17 protein-coding genes and 1 pseudogene are annotated in these 16,258 nt (G+C 66.1%); 13 read left to right on the top strand and 5 right to left on the bottom strand.

From position 1 onward, the window contains the following. Window positions 1–97 precede the first annotated feature (97 nt). The gene (locus tag DV027_RS11820; RefSeq protein ID WP_130732088.1) at window positions 98–1,750 is read left to right on the top strand and encodes a fumarate hydratase; all 1,653 of its coding nucleotides are present in this window, start codon (window positions 98–100) and stop codon (window positions 1,748–1,750) included. A 66-nt stretch (window positions 1,751–1,816) separates the two neighbouring features. After that, on the top strand, window positions 1,817–2,209 hold the full coding sequence (locus tag DV027_RS11815; RefSeq protein WP_130732086.1) for a VOC family protein: 393 nt from the start codon (window positions 1,817–1,819) through the stop codon (window positions 2,207–2,209). A gap of 90 nt (window positions 2,210–2,299) precedes the next feature. Here the strand turns inward: DV027_RS11815 and DV027_RS11810 are convergent, their stop codons facing one another. Both DV027_RS11810 and DV027_RS11805 read right to left on the bottom strand, forming a co-directional pair. Next, on the bottom strand, window positions 2,300–2,794 hold the full coding sequence (locus DV027_RS11810) for a kinase inhibitor (RefSeq protein WP_130732084.1): 495 nt from the start codon (window positions 2,792–2,794) through the stop codon (window positions 2,300–2,302). Between the two features lie 61 nt (window positions 2,795–2,855). Next, entirely contained in the window at window positions 2,856–3,083 is a 228-nt protein-coding gene (locus tag DV027_RS11805) for a hypothetical protein (RefSeq protein ID WP_061272309.1), read from the bottom strand. A gap of 82 nt (window positions 3,084–3,165) precedes the next feature. Between DV027_RS11805 and DV027_RS17610 the strand changes: the two genes are divergently transcribed. The 6 genes from DV027_RS17610 to DV027_RS11780 are packed head-to-tail and all read left to right on the top strand — an operon-like array spanning window position 3,166 to window position 7,845. Continuing rightward, a complete protein-coding gene (locus tag DV027_RS17610; protein ID WP_165399183.1) occupies window positions 3,166–3,369 on the top strand; it encodes a hypothetical protein in 204 nt (67 codons plus the stop codon). Window positions 3,370–3,424: 55 nt separating this feature from the next. Further along, a complete protein-coding gene (queA, locus tag DV027_RS11800; protein ID WP_130732082.1) occupies window positions 3,425–4,483 on the top strand; it encodes a tRNA preQ1(34) S-adenosylmethionine ribosyltransferase-isomerase QueA in 1,059 nt (352 codons plus the stop codon). Then, window positions 4,480–5,640: a tRNA guanosine(34) transglycosylase Tgt gene (gene tgt, locus DV027_RS11795; RefSeq protein ID WP_130732080.1), complete on the top strand. Its 1,161-nt coding sequence runs from the start codon at window positions 4,480–4,482 to the stop codon at window positions 5,638–5,640. The genes queA and tgt overlap by 4 nt, the downstream gene beginning before the upstream one ends. Next, a complete protein-coding gene (gene queG, locus DV027_RS11790; RefSeq protein ID WP_130732078.1) occupies window positions 5,640–6,707 on the top strand; it encodes a tRNA epoxyqueuosine(34) reductase QueG in 1,068 nt (355 codons plus the stop codon). The genes tgt and queG overlap by 1 nt, the downstream gene beginning before the upstream one ends. After that, entirely contained in the window at window positions 6,704–7,003 is a 300-nt protein-coding gene (locus DV027_RS11785; RefSeq protein ID WP_242621876.1) for a ribbon-helix-helix domain-containing protein, read from the top strand. The genes queG and DV027_RS11785 overlap by 4 nt, the downstream gene beginning before the upstream one ends. Window positions 7,004–7,029: 26 nt before the next feature. Next, entirely contained in the window at window positions 7,030–7,845 is an 816-nt protein-coding gene (locus tag DV027_RS11780; RefSeq protein ID WP_130732076.1) for a TerB family tellurite resistance protein, read from the top strand. A 179-nt stretch (window positions 7,846–8,024) separates the two neighbouring features. On the opposite strand, the pseudogene DV027_RS11775 reads toward DV027_RS11780, so the two are convergent. Together DV027_RS11775 and DV027_RS11770 are read right to left on the bottom strand one after the other, a co-directional pair. Beyond that, a pseudogene (locus DV027_RS11775) lies at window positions 8,025–8,123 on the bottom strand (hypothetical protein); the annotation flags it as partial. 230 nt (window positions 8,124–8,353) lie between these two features. Beyond that, entirely contained in the window at window positions 8,354–9,493 is a 1,140-nt protein-coding gene (locus tag DV027_RS11770; protein ID WP_130732073.1) for an Mrp/NBP35 family ATP-binding protein, read from the bottom strand. 223 nt (window positions 9,494–9,716) lie between these two features. Here DV027_RS11770 and DV027_RS11765 point away from each other — a divergent pair, with 223 nt between their 5' ends. From DV027_RS11765 to DV027_RS11750, 4 genes are all read left to right on the top strand, one after another. Beyond that, window positions 9,717–10,868: an OpgC family protein gene (locus tag DV027_RS11765; protein WP_130732071.1), complete on the top strand. Its 1,152-nt coding sequence runs from the start codon at window positions 9,717–9,719 to the stop codon at window positions 10,866–10,868. Window positions 10,869–10,948: 80 nt separating this feature from the next. Further along, a complete protein-coding gene (locus DV027_RS11760) occupies window positions 10,949–12,532 on the top strand; it encodes a DegQ family serine endoprotease (RefSeq protein WP_130732069.1) in 1,584 nt (527 codons plus the stop codon). A 5-nt stretch (window positions 12,533–12,537) separates the two neighbouring features. After that, complete coding sequence (locus tag DV027_RS11755) at window positions 12,538–13,683, top strand: FUSC family protein (protein WP_130732066.1); 1,146 nt, start codon at window positions 12,538–12,540, stop codon at window positions 13,681–13,683. A gap of 17 nt (window positions 13,684–13,700) precedes the next feature. Further along, entirely contained in the window at window positions 13,701–15,167 is a 1,467-nt protein-coding gene (locus tag DV027_RS11750) for a mannitol dehydrogenase family protein (protein WP_130732064.1), read from the top strand. A 21-nt stretch (window positions 15,168–15,188) separates the two neighbouring features. On the opposite strand, the gene DV027_RS11745 is transcribed toward DV027_RS11750, so the two are convergent. Beyond that, window positions 15,189–15,833 carry a GNAT family N-acetyltransferase gene (locus DV027_RS11745; RefSeq protein WP_242621875.1) on the bottom strand — a complete coding sequence of 215 codons (645 nt, stop codon included), beginning with the start codon at window positions 15,831–15,833 and terminating at the stop codon, window positions 15,189–15,191. Here DV027_RS11745 and DV027_RS11740 point away from each other — a divergent pair. Further along, window positions 15,832–16,176, top strand: a complete 345-nt coding sequence (locus DV027_RS11740; RefSeq protein ID WP_130732061.1) for a winged helix-turn-helix domain-containing protein — start codon at window positions 15,832–15,834, stop codon at window positions 16,174–16,176. The genes DV027_RS11745 and DV027_RS11740 overlap by 2 nt on opposite strands. Window positions 16,177–16,258: the final 82 nt, after the last annotated feature.

Here is a 16,258-nt window from a genome sequence, read left to right as displayed (position 1 = left end):
CAACCATCCGGGTGCGCCGGATGCACCGGACGCGCCCTGATTCGACAACGCCGCCACCCGGAACCAATCCGGGGGAAAAGGCAGAGGAGAGTGTCCGTTGAACGTATCCGCACCCGCGCGCAAGCCATTCGTGTATGGCCCGCTCTTTCCGTTGCATGATGATGACACACCGTGGAAGAAGCTTGAGGTCGAGGGCATCACCACCTCGACCCTCGCGGGCCGCACGGTAGTCCATGTCCGCCCCGAGGCGCTGACGGCTCTGGCCGCCCGGGCCTTCAACGACGTGGCGCACCTGCTGCGGCCGGGTCATCTCGCGCAGCTTGCCAAGATCCTGAAAGACCCCGAGGCGTCGGAGAACGACCGCTTCGTGGCGATGGACCTGCTCAAGAACGCCTGCATCGCGGCCGGCGGCGTGCTGCCCATGTGCCAGGATACCGGCACGGCCATCGTGTACGGCAAGAAGGGCCAGCGCGTGTGGGTGGATGGCAATGAGGAGGAAGCCTTCTCGCGCGGGGTGTACGATACCTATACCGGCACGGCGCTGCGCTATTCGCAGATGGCCCCGGTCTCCATGTTCGAGGAAGTGAACACCGGCACCAACCTGCCGGTGCAGTTCCATATCTCGGCCACACCGGGCGACTACCATGCCGAGCAGATGGACCTGATGTTCATCGCCAAGGGTGGCGGGTCGGCCAACAAGACCTTCCTGTTCCAGGAGACGCGGGCGCTGCTCTCGAACAAGGAAAACCTGCTGAAATGGCTGGACGGCAAGATCCGCACGCTCGGCACCTCCGCCTGCCCGCCCTACCACCTTGCGGTGGTGATTGGCGGCATGTCCGCCGAGCAGAACCTCGAGACCGTAAAGCTCGCCTCCACCCGCTGGCTCGACAGCCTGCCCACCGAGGGCAGCGTGCACGGCCATGCCTTCCGTGATCTTGAGATGGAAGCGGAAATCCACAAGCTGACCCAGCGCCTCGGCATTGGTGCGCAGTTTGGCGGCAAGTATTTCTGCCATGACGTGCGCGTGGTGCGCCTGCCGCGCCATGGCGCGTCGCTGCCGGTGGGAATCGGGGTGTCGTGCTCGGCCGACCGGCAGGTCAAGGCACGGATCACGGGTGATGGCGTGTTCCTTGAGCAGCTCGAGACCGATCCCGCCCGCTTCCTGCCCGAGACCACGGATGACGACCTTGAGGGCGAGGCGGTGCAGATCGACCTCAACCAGCCGATGGACGAGATCCGCCGCAAGCTCTCGCAGTATCCCGTGCGCACGCGCCTGTCGCTGACCGGCACGATGGTGGTGGCGCGCGACATCGCCCACGCCAAGTTCCGCGAGCGGCTGGAAAAGGGCGAGGGCCTGCCGCAATACCTCAAGGACCACCCCGTCTATTACGCCGGCCCCGCCAAGACGCCCGAGGGCATGCCCACCGGCGCGTTCGGCCCCACCACGGCTGGCCGCATGGACAGCTACGTTGCCATGCTGCAGAAGGCGGGCGGTTCGTACATCATGCTGGCCAAGGGCAACCGCTCGAAGGCCGTGCGCACTGCGTGCCACGAATATGGCGGCTTCTATCTCGGCTCCGTCGGCGGCCCTGCCGCCCGCCTTGCGCAGGACTGCATTCGCAAGGTCGAAGTGCTGGAATACCCCGAGCTGGGCATGGAAGCGGTGTGGAAGATCGAGGTCGAGAATTTTCCGGCCTTTATCGTGATCGACGACAAGGGTAATGATTTTTATGATGGCCTGACCGGCTGAACGTCACCCTGATGGGGCGTCCGGCCTGCCTGAGTCGGGCCGGACAACCGAAGGTTAGGGAGCGCCATGCGTTTTACCGTCGATCGTCTTGACCACCTTGTGGTGAGTGTGCGGGACCTTGAGGTCTCGGCCTCGTGGTACCAGCGCGTGCTGGGCATGGAGCGCGAGGAATACGGGCGCAACAACCGCACGGCGCTGAAATTCGGCGGCCAGAAGATCAACCTCCGCCCGTACGGGGCCGAGGGCTGGGTCACGGCGGAAGATGCGCTGCCCGGCACCAATGACCTGTGCTTCACCACCGCGCTCAACAGCGTGGATGTGATTGAACACCTGGAAAAATGCGGCGTGCGCGTGACCGAGGGGCCGGTGGCCCGCCTTGGCGCGCTCGGGCCGGTCACCTCGGTTTACTGCCACGACCCGGATGGCAACCTGATCGAGATCGCCTCGTATCAGGGGTAGTACCGGATAAAAGGTTTTGGTGAAGCTTTTTTAAAAAGCTTCAAAAAACGCCGCCTTTTTGAGAAAAAAGGCGGCGCCCGAAAACGTCTCTTATTTCGGCTTCTTGCCATAAACGGCAGTCAGCCTGGCCGAGCCAAGGCTGTGCTGGTTGATCACGAACCCCACCATTGCGCCTGAGGCATCGCTCGGCAGTTCGATCTGCGCGATGTCAAGCGCATGGATGGTGAAGATGTAATGGTGGTCCGGCCCCGGCGGGGGGGCTGCGCCGCCATACACGTTGCCGCCAAAGTCGGTGCGCGTCATCTCGGCATGTTCGGGCAGGTTGTTGTCGCCCGAGCCCGCACCGGCAGGCAGTGAGGTGACGGTGGCAGGGATGTTGATGACAACCCAGTGCCACCAGCCCGAGCCGGTAGGCGCATCGGGGTCATACATGGTGATGGCGAAGCTCTTGGTCCCGGCGGGCGGGTCCTGCCATGCCAGCGGCGGCGAGATGTTGCCGCCGCAATAGCCCATGCCTTCAAACACCTGTGCTTCAGGCAGGCGGTCGCCATCGTTGAAGGAGCGGCTGGTCAGTGTAAACGTCATGTGGGTTTCCTGCTTTTCGCGTCGGGTGGCGCGAATAGGGGGAGGGTAATGGCGCCCGGAATTACCAGTTCTGGCTGATGAGCCAGAATTCTTCCGAGGTCAGGGTAATGACCTGATCATTGTTCTTGCTCTCGGCAGCGGCGCGGGCCAGGGCCTCGATGCGCTGGATCATGATGGTCTTGCGCTGGTGGGCCTCGCTGCGGTCCTTTTCTTCCACCGTTTCGAGCACATGCAGCGCGGTCTTGCAGGCGCGGGCAATGCGGACGGCATCAAGGGCGGCGTAGGACATGGCATAACTCCATAAATTTCGCGGCATCCGGCTGCGCCGGGTGCGGGCGGGAACATTCCCATGCGGGAATCGCTGCCGCATTGTGGCTTTCCCGGCTGCGTCTGTCCAACGCCGCCATGCGGCAGGCGCAGGAAGCGTATTGGAAAATGGAATAAAAGTTTTTGGGTGCCGCCTTTTTTCAAAAAGGCAGCGTTCTTTGAAGCTTTTTGAAAAAAGCTTCACCAAAAACTTTTCCATGATTTGCGGCATATGCCGTGATCAGGCGTTTTCAGCAGTTTCTTTGTAAGGGTCATGAGAGTTCATGCTGGCAACCGGGGTGCGGATTCCGTAAAGGGGGCCGCATGACGGATCTGGTTTCTGATTTCGATTTCACCCTCCCGCCCACGAGCATCGCCGACCACCCGGCCCGCCCGCGTGACAGCGCGCGCCTGCTTGATGTGCCCGCGGCAGGCCCCTTCATCGACCGCCACGTGCGCGACCTGCCGGGCTGCCTGCGGCCCGGCGACATCCTGGTGGCCAATGACACGGCAGTCATTCCGGCCCAGCTTGCCGCCATGCGCGGCGAGGCGAAGATCGGCATAACGCTCGACCGAATCCTGCCCGATGGCTCATGGCATGTGCTGGCCCGCAACGCCCGCCGCCTGCGCCCGGGTGATACGCTCACTTTTGGCCGTAGCGCGGTGACGGCGGAGGTCATCAGCCGGGGCGATGCGGGCGACGTGACCCTGCGCTTCAGCGTGGAGGGTGCTGCATTCGACCAGTTCCTGCACGATGCAGGCAAGCTGGCCCTGCCGCCCTATATTGCCCGCCCCGATGGCCCGACCGAGGCAGACCGCAAGGACTACAGCACCATCTTCGCCCAGCATCGCGGTGCCGTGGCCGCCCCCACGGCAGGGCTGCACTTTACGCCTGACCTGCTGGCAGCACTCGACAGGGCAGGCGTGATCCGCCAGACCCTGACGCTGCATGTGGGCGCGGGCACCTTCCTGCCCATGCGCAGCGACCAGATTTCCGCCCACCGCATGCATGCCGAGCGTGGCACCATCTCGCCGCATGCGGCCCAGCGCATCAACGCCGCGCGGGCTGCGGGCGGGCGGATCGTGGCCGTCGGCACCACCTCGCTGCGGCTGCTTGAAAGTGCGACGGACGAGAGCGGCATCGTCCATCCCTTCCATGGCGAGACGGCCATCTTCATCAGGCCCGGCTACCGCTTTCGCGCGGTGGACATGCTGCTGACCAATTTCCACCTGCCGCGCTCGACCCTGTTCATGCTGGTCTGCGCCTTTGGCGGCTACCACCGCATGCAGGCGGCCTATGCCCATGCCATTGCCAGCGGCTACCGCTTCTATTCCTATGGCGATGCCTGCCTGCTGCACCGCACCGAGGGAGACCTGCCATGACTACTTTCCGCTGGCGCCCCGAAGCCCGCTCCGGCCATGCCCGCGCAGGCTGGCTCGACACCGCGCATGGCACGGTCGCCACCCCCACCTTCATGCCTGTTGGCACGGTGGGCACGGTCAAGGCCATGACGATGGACAGCGTGCGTTCTACGGGCGCTGGCATCGTGCTGGGCAATACCTATCACCTCATGCTCCGTCCAGGGGCGGAGCGGGTGCGCCAGCTTGGTGGCCTGCACCGCTTCATGGACTGGCCAGGGCCGATCCTGACCGATTCGGGCGGGTTTCAGGTCATGTCGCTCGGCCCACTGCGCAAGCTGGACCAGGACGGCGTGACCTTCCGCTCGCATATCGATGGCTCGAAGCACCGCCTCACCCCCGAGCGCTCGACCGACATCCAGCACGCGCTCGATGCCACCATCAGCATGTGCTTTGACGAATGTCCCGCCCTGCCTGCGGCGCCAGAGGTCATTGCCCAGTCCATGCGCATGTCGATGCGCTGGGCGCAGCGGTGCCGCGAGGCGTTCGTGCAGCGGCCCGGTTACGCGCAGTACGGCATCATCCAGGGCGGCACCGAGCCGGAACTGCGGGCCGAGAGCGTGAAGGCGCTGACCGGCATCGGCTTCGAGGGTTACGCCATCGGTGGCCTTGCGGTGGGCGAGGGGCAGGAGCTGATGTTCTCCACCCTTGATTCCACCGTGCCGCTCATACCCGATGGCAGCCCGCGCTACCTGATGGGCGTCGGCACGCCCGATGACCTGCTTGGTGCGGTCGAGCGCGGGGTGGACATGTTCGACTGCGTCATGCCCACGCGGGCGGGGCGTACGGCGCGCGCCTATACCGAGCGCGGCACGCTCAACATCCGCAATGCGCGGCATGCCAGCGATTCGCGGCCCATCTCGCCGCATTGCGACTGCCTGGCCTGTTCGCGCCACAGCCGCGCCTACCTGCACCACCTGTTCCGCGCCAACGAGATGCTCGGCCCCATGCTGCTGACATGGCACAACATCGCCTATTACCAGCGGCTGATGCGTGGCATGCGGGCGGCCATTGTCGATGGCACGTTCGAAGCCCATGCCGCCCACCTGCGGGCGCAGTGGGCGATGGATGACTGGAGTGGGGATGAAATGCCCTTTCCCGACATTCCGCCCGTGCCCTGATGGCCGGCACGCCCCCTGATCCGGCCCGGCTTGCGGCCCGCATCGAAGCCCATGCGCGCGCGCTGGGCTTCGATGCCGTGGGTTTTGCGCCAGCGCGGCTCGATGAGGCGACGCGCGCCCGCCTTGCCGCCTTTGTGGAGAACGGATTTGCGGGCAGCATGGGCTGGATGGCCGAGCGCATGGCCCAGCGCGGCGACCCTGCCACCCTGTGGCCCGCGGTGCGCAGCGTCATCGCGCTGGGGCTGAACTACGCGCCCCCGGGCGACGCGCTGGCCACCACGCGGGTGCCCGATGCGGGCAATATTTCCGTCTATGCCCGCAACCGCGACTATCACGACGTGGTCAAGGGCATGCTCAAGCATCTGGCGCAGTTTGTGGTCAACGAGGGCCGACGGGCGGGTCTTGAGGCAGAGGTGAAGGTGTTTGTCGATACCGCCCCGGTCATGGAAAAGCCGCTGGCGCAGAATGCGGGGCTGGGCTGGCAGGGCAAGCATACCTCGCTGGTGTCGCGCCAGCACGGGAGCTGGCTGTTCCTGGGCGAGGTCTATACCACGCTCGACCTGCCGCAATCCGCTCCCTCGGGCGGGGGGTGCGGCACCTGCACCCGCTGCCTCGATGCCTGCCCGACCGATGCCTTTCCCGCCCCCGGCGTGATGGATGCGCGGCGGTGCATCTCCTACCTCACCATCGAGAACCGCGACCCGATTCCCGAGGCCCTGCGCCCGGCCATGGGCAACCGCATCTATGGCTGCGATGACTGCCTTGCCGTGTGCCCGTGGAACCGGTTCGCGCAGGCGACTGGCCACATGAAGCTTGCCGCGCGCGATGACCTGCGCGCGCCCGCGCTGTGCGAACTTGCGGCGCTGGATGATGCAGGGTTCCGGGCGCGTTTTTCCGGCTCGCCCATCAAGCGCATCGGGCGCAACCGGTTCGTGCGCAACGTGGCGGTGGCCATTGGCAATAGCGGGCAGGCGGCCCTGCGCCCGGCAGTCGCCCACCTGTGCAATGACCCCGACCCCGTGGTGGCCGAGGCCGCGCAATGGGCCACCCTGCGGCTGCCCGCATGAGCGCGCCGCCCGCCATGCCGCTGCCCGCCCAGCGCGGCGCGCGGATGTTGCAAAAGCGTAGCCTCAACCTGTCGGGCCACCGCACCTCCGTTGCGCTGGAGCCAGAGTTCTGGCACGCGCTGCACCTCATTGCCCAGGCACGCGGGCTGGCGCTGGCGGCCCTTGTGGGGCAGGTCGATGCCGCGCGTCCGCCTGACCGGCCCCTGGCGTCCGCCCTGCGGGTGGAGGCATTGCGCGAATGGATGCCAGCCCTGCCGGAAATGGCTGGTGGGGAAAGGCAAGATCAGTTGGGTTGACCGGGCAATCGTGCTAGCGTTGCGGCATGGCGATCTGGGGCAAGATTTTTGGTGGCGTTGCGGGGTTCGCGGTTGGCGGCCCCATGGGCGCGGTCGTGGGCACGGCGCTCGGGCACGCGGCGGATAACGGCTCGTTGCTGGAAACCCCGGCAGGCGGCTGGACCGACCGCTGGGGCCCGCGGCTCAATGCCGATCCCAACGGGGCGGCCACCTTCATGGCCGCCAAGATGGCAGCCGCCATGGGCAAGCGCGACCAGTTATACGGGCTGGTCATCATTGTCCTGTCCGCCAAGGTGGCCAAGTGCGACGGGCCGGTGAACCGCGCCGAGATCGACGCGTTCAAGCGCCGCTTCCAGCTGCCGCCCGAGAACATGAAGGAAGTGGGGCGCCTGTTCGACAACGCCCGCCAGCGCACCGATGACTATAAGGCCTTCGCCACCGAACTGGGGCGCGCCTTTGCCAACAAGACCGACATGCTCGAGGAGGCACTGGCCGCGCTGTTCGTCATTGCCCGCGCCGATGGTGACGTGAACGTGCAGGAGGAAGCCTTCCTGCGCGGCGTGCACAGGGCCTTCAACCTCAGCCCCGGTGCGTGGGACCGCGCGCGAGAAGGCGGCGCCCGCCCCGGCGTGAGCGAAATCAGCGCCTATGAGGTGCTGGGCATTTCACGCGATGCCAGCGATCACGAAGTGCGCGTGGCCTGGCGCCGCCTCGTGCGTGAGAACCACCCCGATGCGCTGTGCTCACGTGGCGCGAGTGAAGCCGAACGCGCGCAGGGCCAGACCCGGACTGCCGAGATCAACGCGGCATGGGACCGGATAAAGCGTGATCGCAAGCTGTAAGGCCCTGTCGATAAGATCCGTGCCCTGACTCATAAAAAGCGGCACGGATCAACCATCGGACGGTCATGGGGCGCGGGCTGCGCCTGAAGCGGGCTGAACGGGTTGCTACGGACGTTTGTCTACAGCTTCCAGACAATATCATCTCCGCCAGGATAGGGGCTGGATCCCGATCAGGATCGGGGGATGCGACCGGGACTTTCCAGCCGATGCACGGCACCCGGCGGCAGGTAGATATTTTCGGTTTTCCGTATCAGGGCAGTTTCGTCAGTGCGCGTCACCTGCTGCCCAAACATGCCTTCTGGCGCATTTCGCCGCAGCCATCGCACAGGCCAAGAGGCCGGACAGGTTGCCGTTTCCGGGCTTCCCGGCCGCGCCCGGATGTGCGTGGCGCTTTTTAATCACCGCTCGCAGCGAACCCCCGCACACCCTCGCGCGGTGGGCTGACATCCCGATCGGGACTCCAGCCTCTGCCCGCGCCCCCATTTTTTGCGTGATCTGATTCCAGCACTCAGGTCGTGGGCTTCTTTTTCTCCAGCAGGCGACGCAGCGCCGTGCCGACCGTATGGGCCAGTGCGCGATAGGCCTGGCCTGCCGGGCTGTCGGGGGCGGCGATCACGATGGGCGCACCCTCATCGGCACTGGCGCGGATATCGGCCAGCAGCGGGATCTCGCCCAGAAAGGGCACGCCCATTTTTTCGGCTTCCGCCCGTGCCCCACCATGGCCGAACAGTTCGGTGCGGTGGTTGCAGTTGGGGCAGCAGAAATAGGACATGTTCTCCACAACGCCCAGTACCGGCACGTTCATCTTCTCGAACATGGCAACACCGCGCCGGGCATCGAGCAGGGCGATGTCCTGCGGGGTGGAAACGATAATGGCTCCGGCCAGCGCGGTTTTCTGCGCAAGGGTCAGCTGGGCGTCACCCGTGCCGGGCGGCATGTCCACCACCAGCACGTCAAGCGCGCCCCATTCCACATCGCCCAGCAGCTGGCCAATGGCGCCCATCACCATCGGCCCGCGCCAGATCATGGCCTTGTCCTCTTCCACCAGCATGCCGATCGACATGGCGGAAATGCCCCATTCATGCGGCGGGATCAGGCGGCCATCGCGCACTTCGGGCTGGCCGTGCACGCCCATCATGCGTGGCAGGGAGGGGCCATGCACGTCGGCATCCATCAGCCCCACCTTCAGCCCTTCCAGCCCCAGCCCCACGGCAAGGTTGACCGCCGTGGTGGACTTGCCAACACCCCCCTTGCCCGAGGCCACGGCAATGACCACGCCCACGCCTGCGGGCAGCGGGCCGGTGGGGGCCTTCCTGCCCGCCTTGCCACCGCCAAGGTTGAGCGGGCGGTGGCCGCCGCCTGCCGCAGGCGCGGGCGTGGTGGGTGCCGGGGCCGGGCGGTGCGCGGTCAGGATGACACTGGCCCCCGTGCTGCCGGGAACCGTGGCAACAAGGGCGCGTTCGAGTGCGGGCAGCAGGGGCTGCAGGCGTTCGGCCCGCGCCCGGTCTGTCGCCAGGGCGACATGGAGCACGCCGTCACGCATCATGAAGGCATCAAGGCTGCCCAGCTCCGCAACACTTGCGGCCCTGTCGTCCGTGCGCACCTGTCGCAGCACGGTTTCTATGGTTGCCCGGTCGGGACTGGTCATGGTTGCGCTCCCTGCTCTCTCGCCCGTGCGGGTATAGAAGGGGTGGGGCAGGGTGGTCGAGTCATGAAACGGTGCGCAGGCGCCACCGGCGCGCCATGACAGTGTTGCGGGGCATCCCTGCCATGATGAGAATGGTTTGCGATCCGATTTGCTGCTTTACGCTCATCGGGGCGCCGCCGGGCCACGGCCCGGGCGCATCGTGTTGAGGCAGGCAGGGAACATCATGGGCATTTCCAGCGAGCGGGCGCAGGCCCCGCACCGGCGTGACCACCGTATCGACGCCCTGCGGGGTGCGGCCCTCCTCATGATGTGCATCGACCATATCCCCCAGAACTGGCTCAACCGCTTTACCATGCGCAATATCGGCTTTGCCGATGCGGCAGAGGTGTTCGTGCTGCTGGCGGGCTATGCCTCATGGCTGGCTTACGGGCGGGCCTTTGCCAAAAAGCCGGTGGTCACGGTTCTGGCCCGCATCGGGCGGCGGTGCTGGCAGCTTTACGTGTTCCAGATCGTGATGGTGGTGGTGTGTATCGCCACCATCCGCATCTGGCGGCATTTCTGGCCGGTGCCGGTTGATTTTTTAGAGCCGGAACTGGCGCATGGGCTGGATTCGGCATGGCGGGTGCTCTCGCTCGTGGCGCTGCCGGGCAACCTCAACATCCTGCCGCTCTATATCGTGCTGCTGCTGGGTTTCGCCCCGCTTTACGCCCTGCTGCGCGGGGTGGGCACGCCCGTGGTGCTGGGGCTGAGTGCGGCAGTGTGGCTGGGGGTGAATTATGACCCGCGGCTGAATTTTCCCAACTGGCTCGACCCTGATGGCTGGTATTTCGACCCGCTGGCCTGGCAGTTCCTGTTCGTGCTGGGCGTGTGCGCCGCCCGGGTTGCGGGCCGGCATGATGGCAGCCTGCCGCGCGCGCGCTGGCTTGCGGCGCTGTGCGCGCTTTACCTGGTGTTTTCCGCCGTGCAGTCCTTTCCGTGGACGGACTGGGGCTTTGCCGATCTGAGGCCCGTGGTCATGGCGCTGCCGGACAAGATGATCCTCTCGCCATGGCGGCTGGTTGATGTGCTGGCCCTGTTCTACCTCGTGCAGTCCTCGCCGCGCGCCACCGTGTGGGCCAATACGCGGCCGGGCCAGCTCATGGCGCTGTTTGGCCGCCACTCGCTGGAAATCTTCACCGCAGGCACGCTGGTCGACCTGTACGGGCGGCTGGTGCTGACCAGTTTCGGCACGGGGTGGATGATGCAGGTGGTGGTGAACGTGGCGGGATTTTACGTGCTGCTGGCCGTAGCAAGGGTGAAGGAACGCCAGCGCGTGGCGGCAAGGCAGGGCCGGGCGGCATCGGTGCCCGCGGGCGCTCCGCTGTGCCGGGGCTGAAGCCGTGGTTTCCGCCCCCGTGAAGGGCGTGATATAGGTGCCCGTCCGATCGATCCCGTTCAGCAGGATGTAAGAGCCCCATGTCCTTTCGCGCCGCAGTCTTTTCCCGATCCTGCCTTGCCATGGGGCTGGTCACGGCCCTTGGGGCCCAGGCCGCCCGTGCGGTCGATACCGCCCCGGCGTCAACACCCGTTCCGGCCCCCGCCACGCCGCCTGCCCCGGCCGCCCCCCTGCGCCTGCCCGGCGAGGGGCGCAACATGCCCGACAGCTTTGCCGACCTTGCGGCCCGGCTGCTGCCCGCCGTGGTGAACGTGTCCACCACCGAGATGGTCCGCCCCGGTGAGGACGATGACGACGGCGATGATGGCGACAGCACGCCCCAGGTGCCCAACTTCCCCGAAGGCTCGCCGTTCGAGAAATTCTTCCACGACTTCATGAACCGCCAGGACAGCCCCAACGCGCCGCCGCGCAAGATGCAGGCGCTGGGCTCGGGCTTCATCATCGATCCCTCCGGCGTGGTCGTGACCAACAACCACGTCGTGCGCCATGCCGACCAGATCACCATCACGCTGCAGGACAACACCGTGCTCAAGGCCCGCCTGCTCGGCCATGACGACCGCACCGACCTTGCCGTGCTGAAGGTGGACAGCCCCAAGCCCCTGCCCGCCGTGCCGTTTGGCGATAGCGACCACGCCCGCGTGGGCGACTGGGTGCTGGCGATCGGCAACCCGTTCGGCCTGTCGGGCACGGTGACGGCGGGCATCGTCTCCTCGCGCGGGCGCAATATCGAGCAGGGGCCGTATGATGATTTCATCCAGACCGATGCGCCCATCAACAAGGGCAATTCCGGCGGCCCGCTGTTCAACCTGCGCGGCGAGGTGATCGGCATCAATACCGCCATCTACTCGCCTTCGGGCGGGTCGGTCGGCATCGGCTTCTCCATTCCCTCGGCTGAGGCGCAGGGCATCATCGAGCAGTTGCGCCATCGTGGCCGGGTCACGCGCGGGTGGATTGGCGTGCGCATTCAGGACGTGACGCAGGAAATTGCCGATGGGCTGGGCCTGAAAAGCCCCCATGGCGCGCTGATCGCGGGCGTCGAGCCCAAGGGGCCTGCGGCGGTGGCGCATCTGCAGACCGGTGATGTGATCCAGAGCCTGAACGGCAAGGATATCGATGGCCGCGCCCTGCCGCGCCTCGTGGCCGAGCTTGCGGGCGGCAGCGTCGCGCATCTGGGCATCTGGCGTAAGGGCCAGCAGATGACCGTGGCCATTACCATCGGCGCCCTGCCTGAGGAAAAGACCGACAAGGCCGACAGCAAGCCCGCCAGCAAGAACCCCGCCCAGGGCAGCCTGGCCATTGCGGGTATGGGCTTTACGGTAGGCGAGATCGACGATATCGCGCGCCAGAAATACAACATGGCCGAAGGGCAGAAGGGCGTGCTGGTGACTGGCGTGACCGATGACAGCCCCGCCGCCGAGCGCGGCCTGCGCCCCGGTGACGTTGTGACCGAGGTGCAGCAGGCAGCCGTAAACACGCCCGCCGACCTGCGCCGCCAGATCGATGCCGCCCGCGCCCAGCACCGCAAGACCGTGCTGTTCCTGGTGCAGAACGCCGATGGCCTGCGCTGGGTGCCCTTCCCCCTGCCTGAAGGGGGCGGGCACTGATCTGCATGCCGGAACGCCTGAAGAACCTGCTTTATTCCATCATGGGGCCGGGCACGTGGCGGCAGGTCGTGCGGATGAATGTCTCGCTCATCCTGTCCGGCATCGTCGCCACCGTCATCCATCTTGATGAGCCGGTCTGGGCGCTCATCACCTCGGTCATCGTCATTACCCAGAGCCGCCTGACGCAGACACTCTCGACAGGGCGCGAGCAGATCGTGGGCACGCTCATCGGCGCTGCGGCGGGCATGTCCGCCATTGCGCTCGAGCAGTATACCTCGCTCTCGGTGGGCATGGTGTTCTGGGTCATGCTCATGCCGCTTGCCGTGCTGGTGGCGCTGCGGCCCAAGATGCGGGTGGCCATTGTCACCCTCATGGTGGTGCTGCTGTTCCCCGCCACGGGCGAGCCGTTTTCGCGGCCGCTGCAGCGCATCGCCTCGATCATGACCGGGGTCGTGGTGTCGTTTGCGGTGTCGTTCTTCGTGCTGCGCGGCGAGGCGCGGCGCGAGGTGCTGGGCAATGCCGCAAGCCTGCTGCGCCGCCTGTCCGACCTGCTTTCGGGCGCGTTGCACAATCACCCCGACCATGACGCGCTGGCCACCATCGATACGATGTGCCGCTCCCTGTTGCAGGACCTCAATGACGGCGTGCAGGAGGCGGAGGTGGAGCACCCGTCCTCGCTGGCGAAGCATGACCCGCTGGTGCTGCGCCTGCCGGGGCTTTTGCGCCGCATCCGCTCGGATGCCATTTTCATCGCGCGCGCGGGCACCGAGGGCGAAACCGCCCATACGGGTGACATCCTGGCCCATGAGCGTGACATGCTGGCCGATGTGCTGGGCCAGATGGCCGCGCGGTGCGACATGCTGGCCAGAACCCGCCGGGGCCATGCCCTGCCCGATGATGACATGCGCCCCCTGCTTGACCGGCTTGAACAGCAGGGCGGGGAACACTGGACCCCTGTCATGCGTTTCGCTGTTGGCCTGCTGCATGCCGACATGCGGCTGGCCGTGCGGAATATCTGGTCGGACGGGCGCACGGATGATGGTCCGTTCCCGCTTGATGGCCACCCGCTGGTGGCCGAGGCCGGATTTGAGCCCGCGGGCAAGGCTGCCTCCGTTCCCATGCCGGAGGGTCGTGCCCGCCCCTCACCCTGAAGGAGCACAAGAATACCATGCTGAACGAAACAACCCTCACCACCCTTCCCGCTGGCGTGCAGGCGCTGGCCTACAGGCGTGAGGCGGTAGGGCGAGGGATCGTTCATTTTGGCGTGGGCAATTTCTTCCGCGCGCATGAGGCGTGGTACGTCAATCAGTGCCTTGGCCTGCCGGGGCAGTCGCAATGGGGTATCGTGGGCGTGGGGCTGAACGGTGGCCCGCGCGGGGAGGCCAAGGCGCGCCAGTTCCAGCAGCAGGACTGCCTGTATTCCCTGACCGAGGTGGCCGCCGATGGTGCGCGCACCGTCTCCATCATCGGGGCGCTGCGCGAATACCTGCTCGCCCCCGCCGACCCCGAGGCCGTGCTGGCCCGGCTGGCCGACCCCGAAACCCGCATCGTCAGCATGACGATTACCGAGGGCGGCTACAACATCGATGAGAAAACCGGGCTTTTCCGCCTTGATGAGGCGGGCGTGAGCGCGGACCTTGCCCATCCGCGCAGGCCGGCTACCGTGTTCGGTTACGTGGTGGAGGGGCTGCGCCGCAGGCGCGAGGCGGGCGTGCCGCCCTTTACCGTGCTTTCATGTGATAACCTGCGCAGCAATGGCCATGTCGCCCGGGCAGCCTTTGTGGGCTATGCCCGCGCGGTTGACCCCGATCTGGCCGGGTGGATCGAGGCCAACGTCACCTTCCCGTGCTCCATGGTCGACCGCATCACGCCCGGCGTGGACCGCGCCACGCGCCAGGCGCTGAACGAGGCCAGCGGTCTTGATGACGAACTGCCCGTGCTGGCGGAGGATTTCAGCCAGTGGGTGCTGGAGGACAATTTCTGCAATGGCCGCCCCGCGCTGGAAAAGGCAGGCGTGCAGTTTGTTGATGACGTGGCGGGCTATGAGCAGGTGAAGGTGCGCATGCTCAACGCATCGCACATCCTGCTGGGGGCCGTGGGCCTGCTGCTTGGCTACCGCTACGCGCATGAAACCGTGGCCGATGCCGACCTCGAGCGCCTGGCCAACGCTTACTGGACGCTTGACGCCATGCCGCAGATCGATGCGCCGGCGGATTTTGACCTTGATGCCTATCGCCGGCGGCTGCTCAGCCGTTTCTCCAACCAGGCAGTGGCCGATACGCTGCTGCGGATCTGTAGCGACGGGGCCTCGAAGGTGCGTGTGTTCTGGACCGATACCGTGCGCCGCTCGCTCGAGAGCGGGCATGACCTGGGCCGCATCGCCTTCGGCATTGCCGCCTACCTCGAAATGCTGCGTGGCCGTGACGAGACGGGCGAAAGCTATGCCCCGCTCGAGCCCACGCTCGATGCCGATGACATGGCGCTGGTCAATGAGGCCAATCTTGCCGCAGCCCTGGCCCTGCCGGCCTTTGATGGCTGGCGTGACATGGATGCGGCAGCGCTTGACGCCGCCGTGGTGGCCACGCGCCGCGCCATCCGTGAACGCGGGGTGCGGGCCGTCATGAAGGAACTGTAAAAGTTTCTGGTGCAGCTTTTTTCAAAAGGTTTCGCGACCTTTATTATTTTGAAATATGTCCGCTGCCCGGCGCATGGGGCAGGCATCCGCGCCATAGCTTACGGTAATGGCGGCGGGCACCTCAGGTATTGGCGCAAACCCCAGATGCGCCCAGAGCGCGCGCGCCCCTTCCGCGGCCATCAGGGCCAGCCATTTCACGCCATGCAGGCGCGCCTGCGCACCGAGATGGCGCAGCGCCGCATGGGCATGGCCCTGACCGCGCAGCGCGGGATCGATAGCAATATCATGCAGATACCAGCAGTCGGGCCGGGCGGGCAGGCGGCCAAGAAGGGTATCGAGCGCAGGCGGGTGGGCCATGTGCCACGGGTGGCTCAGCATGTAGCCGCGCACCTGCCCGTCCGGCTTGACCAATACCTGGCAGCCCGCCGGGCACAGGCTGCGGCGTTCATCAAGCACCTCCGCCCGTTCGGGGCAGCCGGGGTGCATCCGGGCGGCGAGTGCTGCCACAGCAGGCAGATGGCCCGGCTGCATCGGGGCCCATGAAGCCGAAGGTGACCCCGATGCGGGGGCAGGGTGGTACATAATGGGAAAAATCCATTCCAGATAAGGATATTTCAGGTAGAAGAGGCCATTATCATAGCGGCCTGCCGGGAGTATGGAAAACATGACACAGATGCGCCTGACCTTGCGGCTCGACGCCGATGGCACGCCCCTGCTCGGGCATGGCAAGATCCGCCTGCTCGAGCAGATTGGCGAGACCGGCTCGATCTCGGCGGCCGCACGGGCCATGGGCATGTCCTACCGGCGGGCGTGGCTGCTGGTCGAGGCGATGAATACCACTTTTGCCCGCCCGCTGGTCAGCGCGCGACCGGGCGGCGGCGGCGGGGCCGGCCTTTCGGCGGAGGGGGAGGCGGTGCTGCGCCTGTACCGTGAAATCGAGCAGGCCGCGCGCGAGGCAGTACGGGGCCCACTTGAAACATTGGCAGGCATGTGTTCATCCACGCCGTGAAAAAGCCATCAGCACTGTTGATCACGGTTGTGGCATAAGTGCCTTTGCCCAGTGGTAAAAAATTAAGAATAAATGTGTCAGC

This window comes from Komagataeibacter xylinus, assembly GCF_004302915.1.
Lineage (GTDB): Bacteria > Pseudomonadota > Alphaproteobacteria > Acetobacterales > Acetobacteraceae > Komagataeibacter > Komagataeibacter xylinus_C.
This window is presented reverse-complemented; position numbering and strand designations above follow the sequence as displayed.

Excerpts from the sequence above, each read along its gene's own strand:
- DV027_RS11760 (WP_130732069.1), top strand. The coding sequence starts at position 10,949 with ATGTCCTTTCGCGCCGCAGTCTTTTCCCGATCCTGCCTTGCCATGGGG.
- tgt (WP_130732080.1), top strand. The coding sequence starts at position 4,480 with ATGACTACTTTCCGCTGGCGCCCCGAAGCCCGCTCCGGCCATGCCCGC.
- DV027_RS11805 (WP_061272309.1), bottom strand. The coding sequence starts at position 3,083 with ATGTCCTACGCCGCCCTTGATGCCGTCCGCATTGCCCGCGCCTGCAAG.
- DV027_RS11780 (WP_130732076.1), top strand. The coding sequence starts at position 7,030 with ATGGCGATCTGGGGCAAGATTTTTGGTGGCGTTGCGGGGTTCGCGGTT.
- DV027_RS11745 (WP_242621875.1), bottom strand. The coding sequence starts at position 15,833 with ATGTTTTCCATACTCCCGGCAGGCCGCTATGATAATGGCCTCTTCTAC.
- DV027_RS11765 (WP_130732071.1), top strand. The coding sequence starts at position 9,717 with ATGGGCATTTCCAGCGAGCGGGCGCAGGCCCCGCACCGGCGTGACCAC.
- DV027_RS11785 (WP_242621876.1), top strand. The coding sequence starts at position 6,704 with ATGAGCGCGCCGCCCGCCATGCCGCTGCCCGCCCAGCGCGGCGCGCGG.
- DV027_RS11755 (WP_130732066.1), top strand. The coding sequence starts at position 12,538 with ATGCCGGAACGCCTGAAGAACCTGCTTTATTCCATCATGGGGCCGGGC.
- queA (WP_130732082.1), top strand. The coding sequence starts at position 3,425 with ATGACGGATCTGGTTTCTGATTTCGATTTCACCCTCCCGCCCACGAGC.
- DV027_RS11770 (WP_130732073.1), bottom strand. The coding sequence starts at position 9,493 with ATGACCAGTCCCGACCGGGCAACCATAGAAACCGTGCTGCGACAGGTG.
- queG (WP_130732078.1), top strand. The coding sequence starts at position 5,640 with ATGGCCGGCACGCCCCCTGATCCGGCCCGGCTTGCGGCCCGCATCGAA.
- DV027_RS11815 (WP_130732086.1), top strand. The coding sequence starts at position 1,817 with ATGCGTTTTACCGTCGATCGTCTTGACCACCTTGTGGTGAGTGTGCGG.
- DV027_RS11810 (WP_130732084.1), bottom strand. The coding sequence starts at position 2,794 with ATGACGTTTACACTGACCAGCCGCTCCTTCAACGATGGCGACCGCCTG.
- DV027_RS11750 (WP_130732064.1), top strand. The coding sequence starts at position 13,701 with ATGCTGAACGAAACAACCCTCACCACCCTTCCCGCTGGCGTGCAGGCG.
- DV027_RS11740 (WP_130732061.1), top strand. The coding sequence starts at position 15,832 with ATGACACAGATGCGCCTGACCTTGCGGCTCGACGCCGATGGCACGCCC.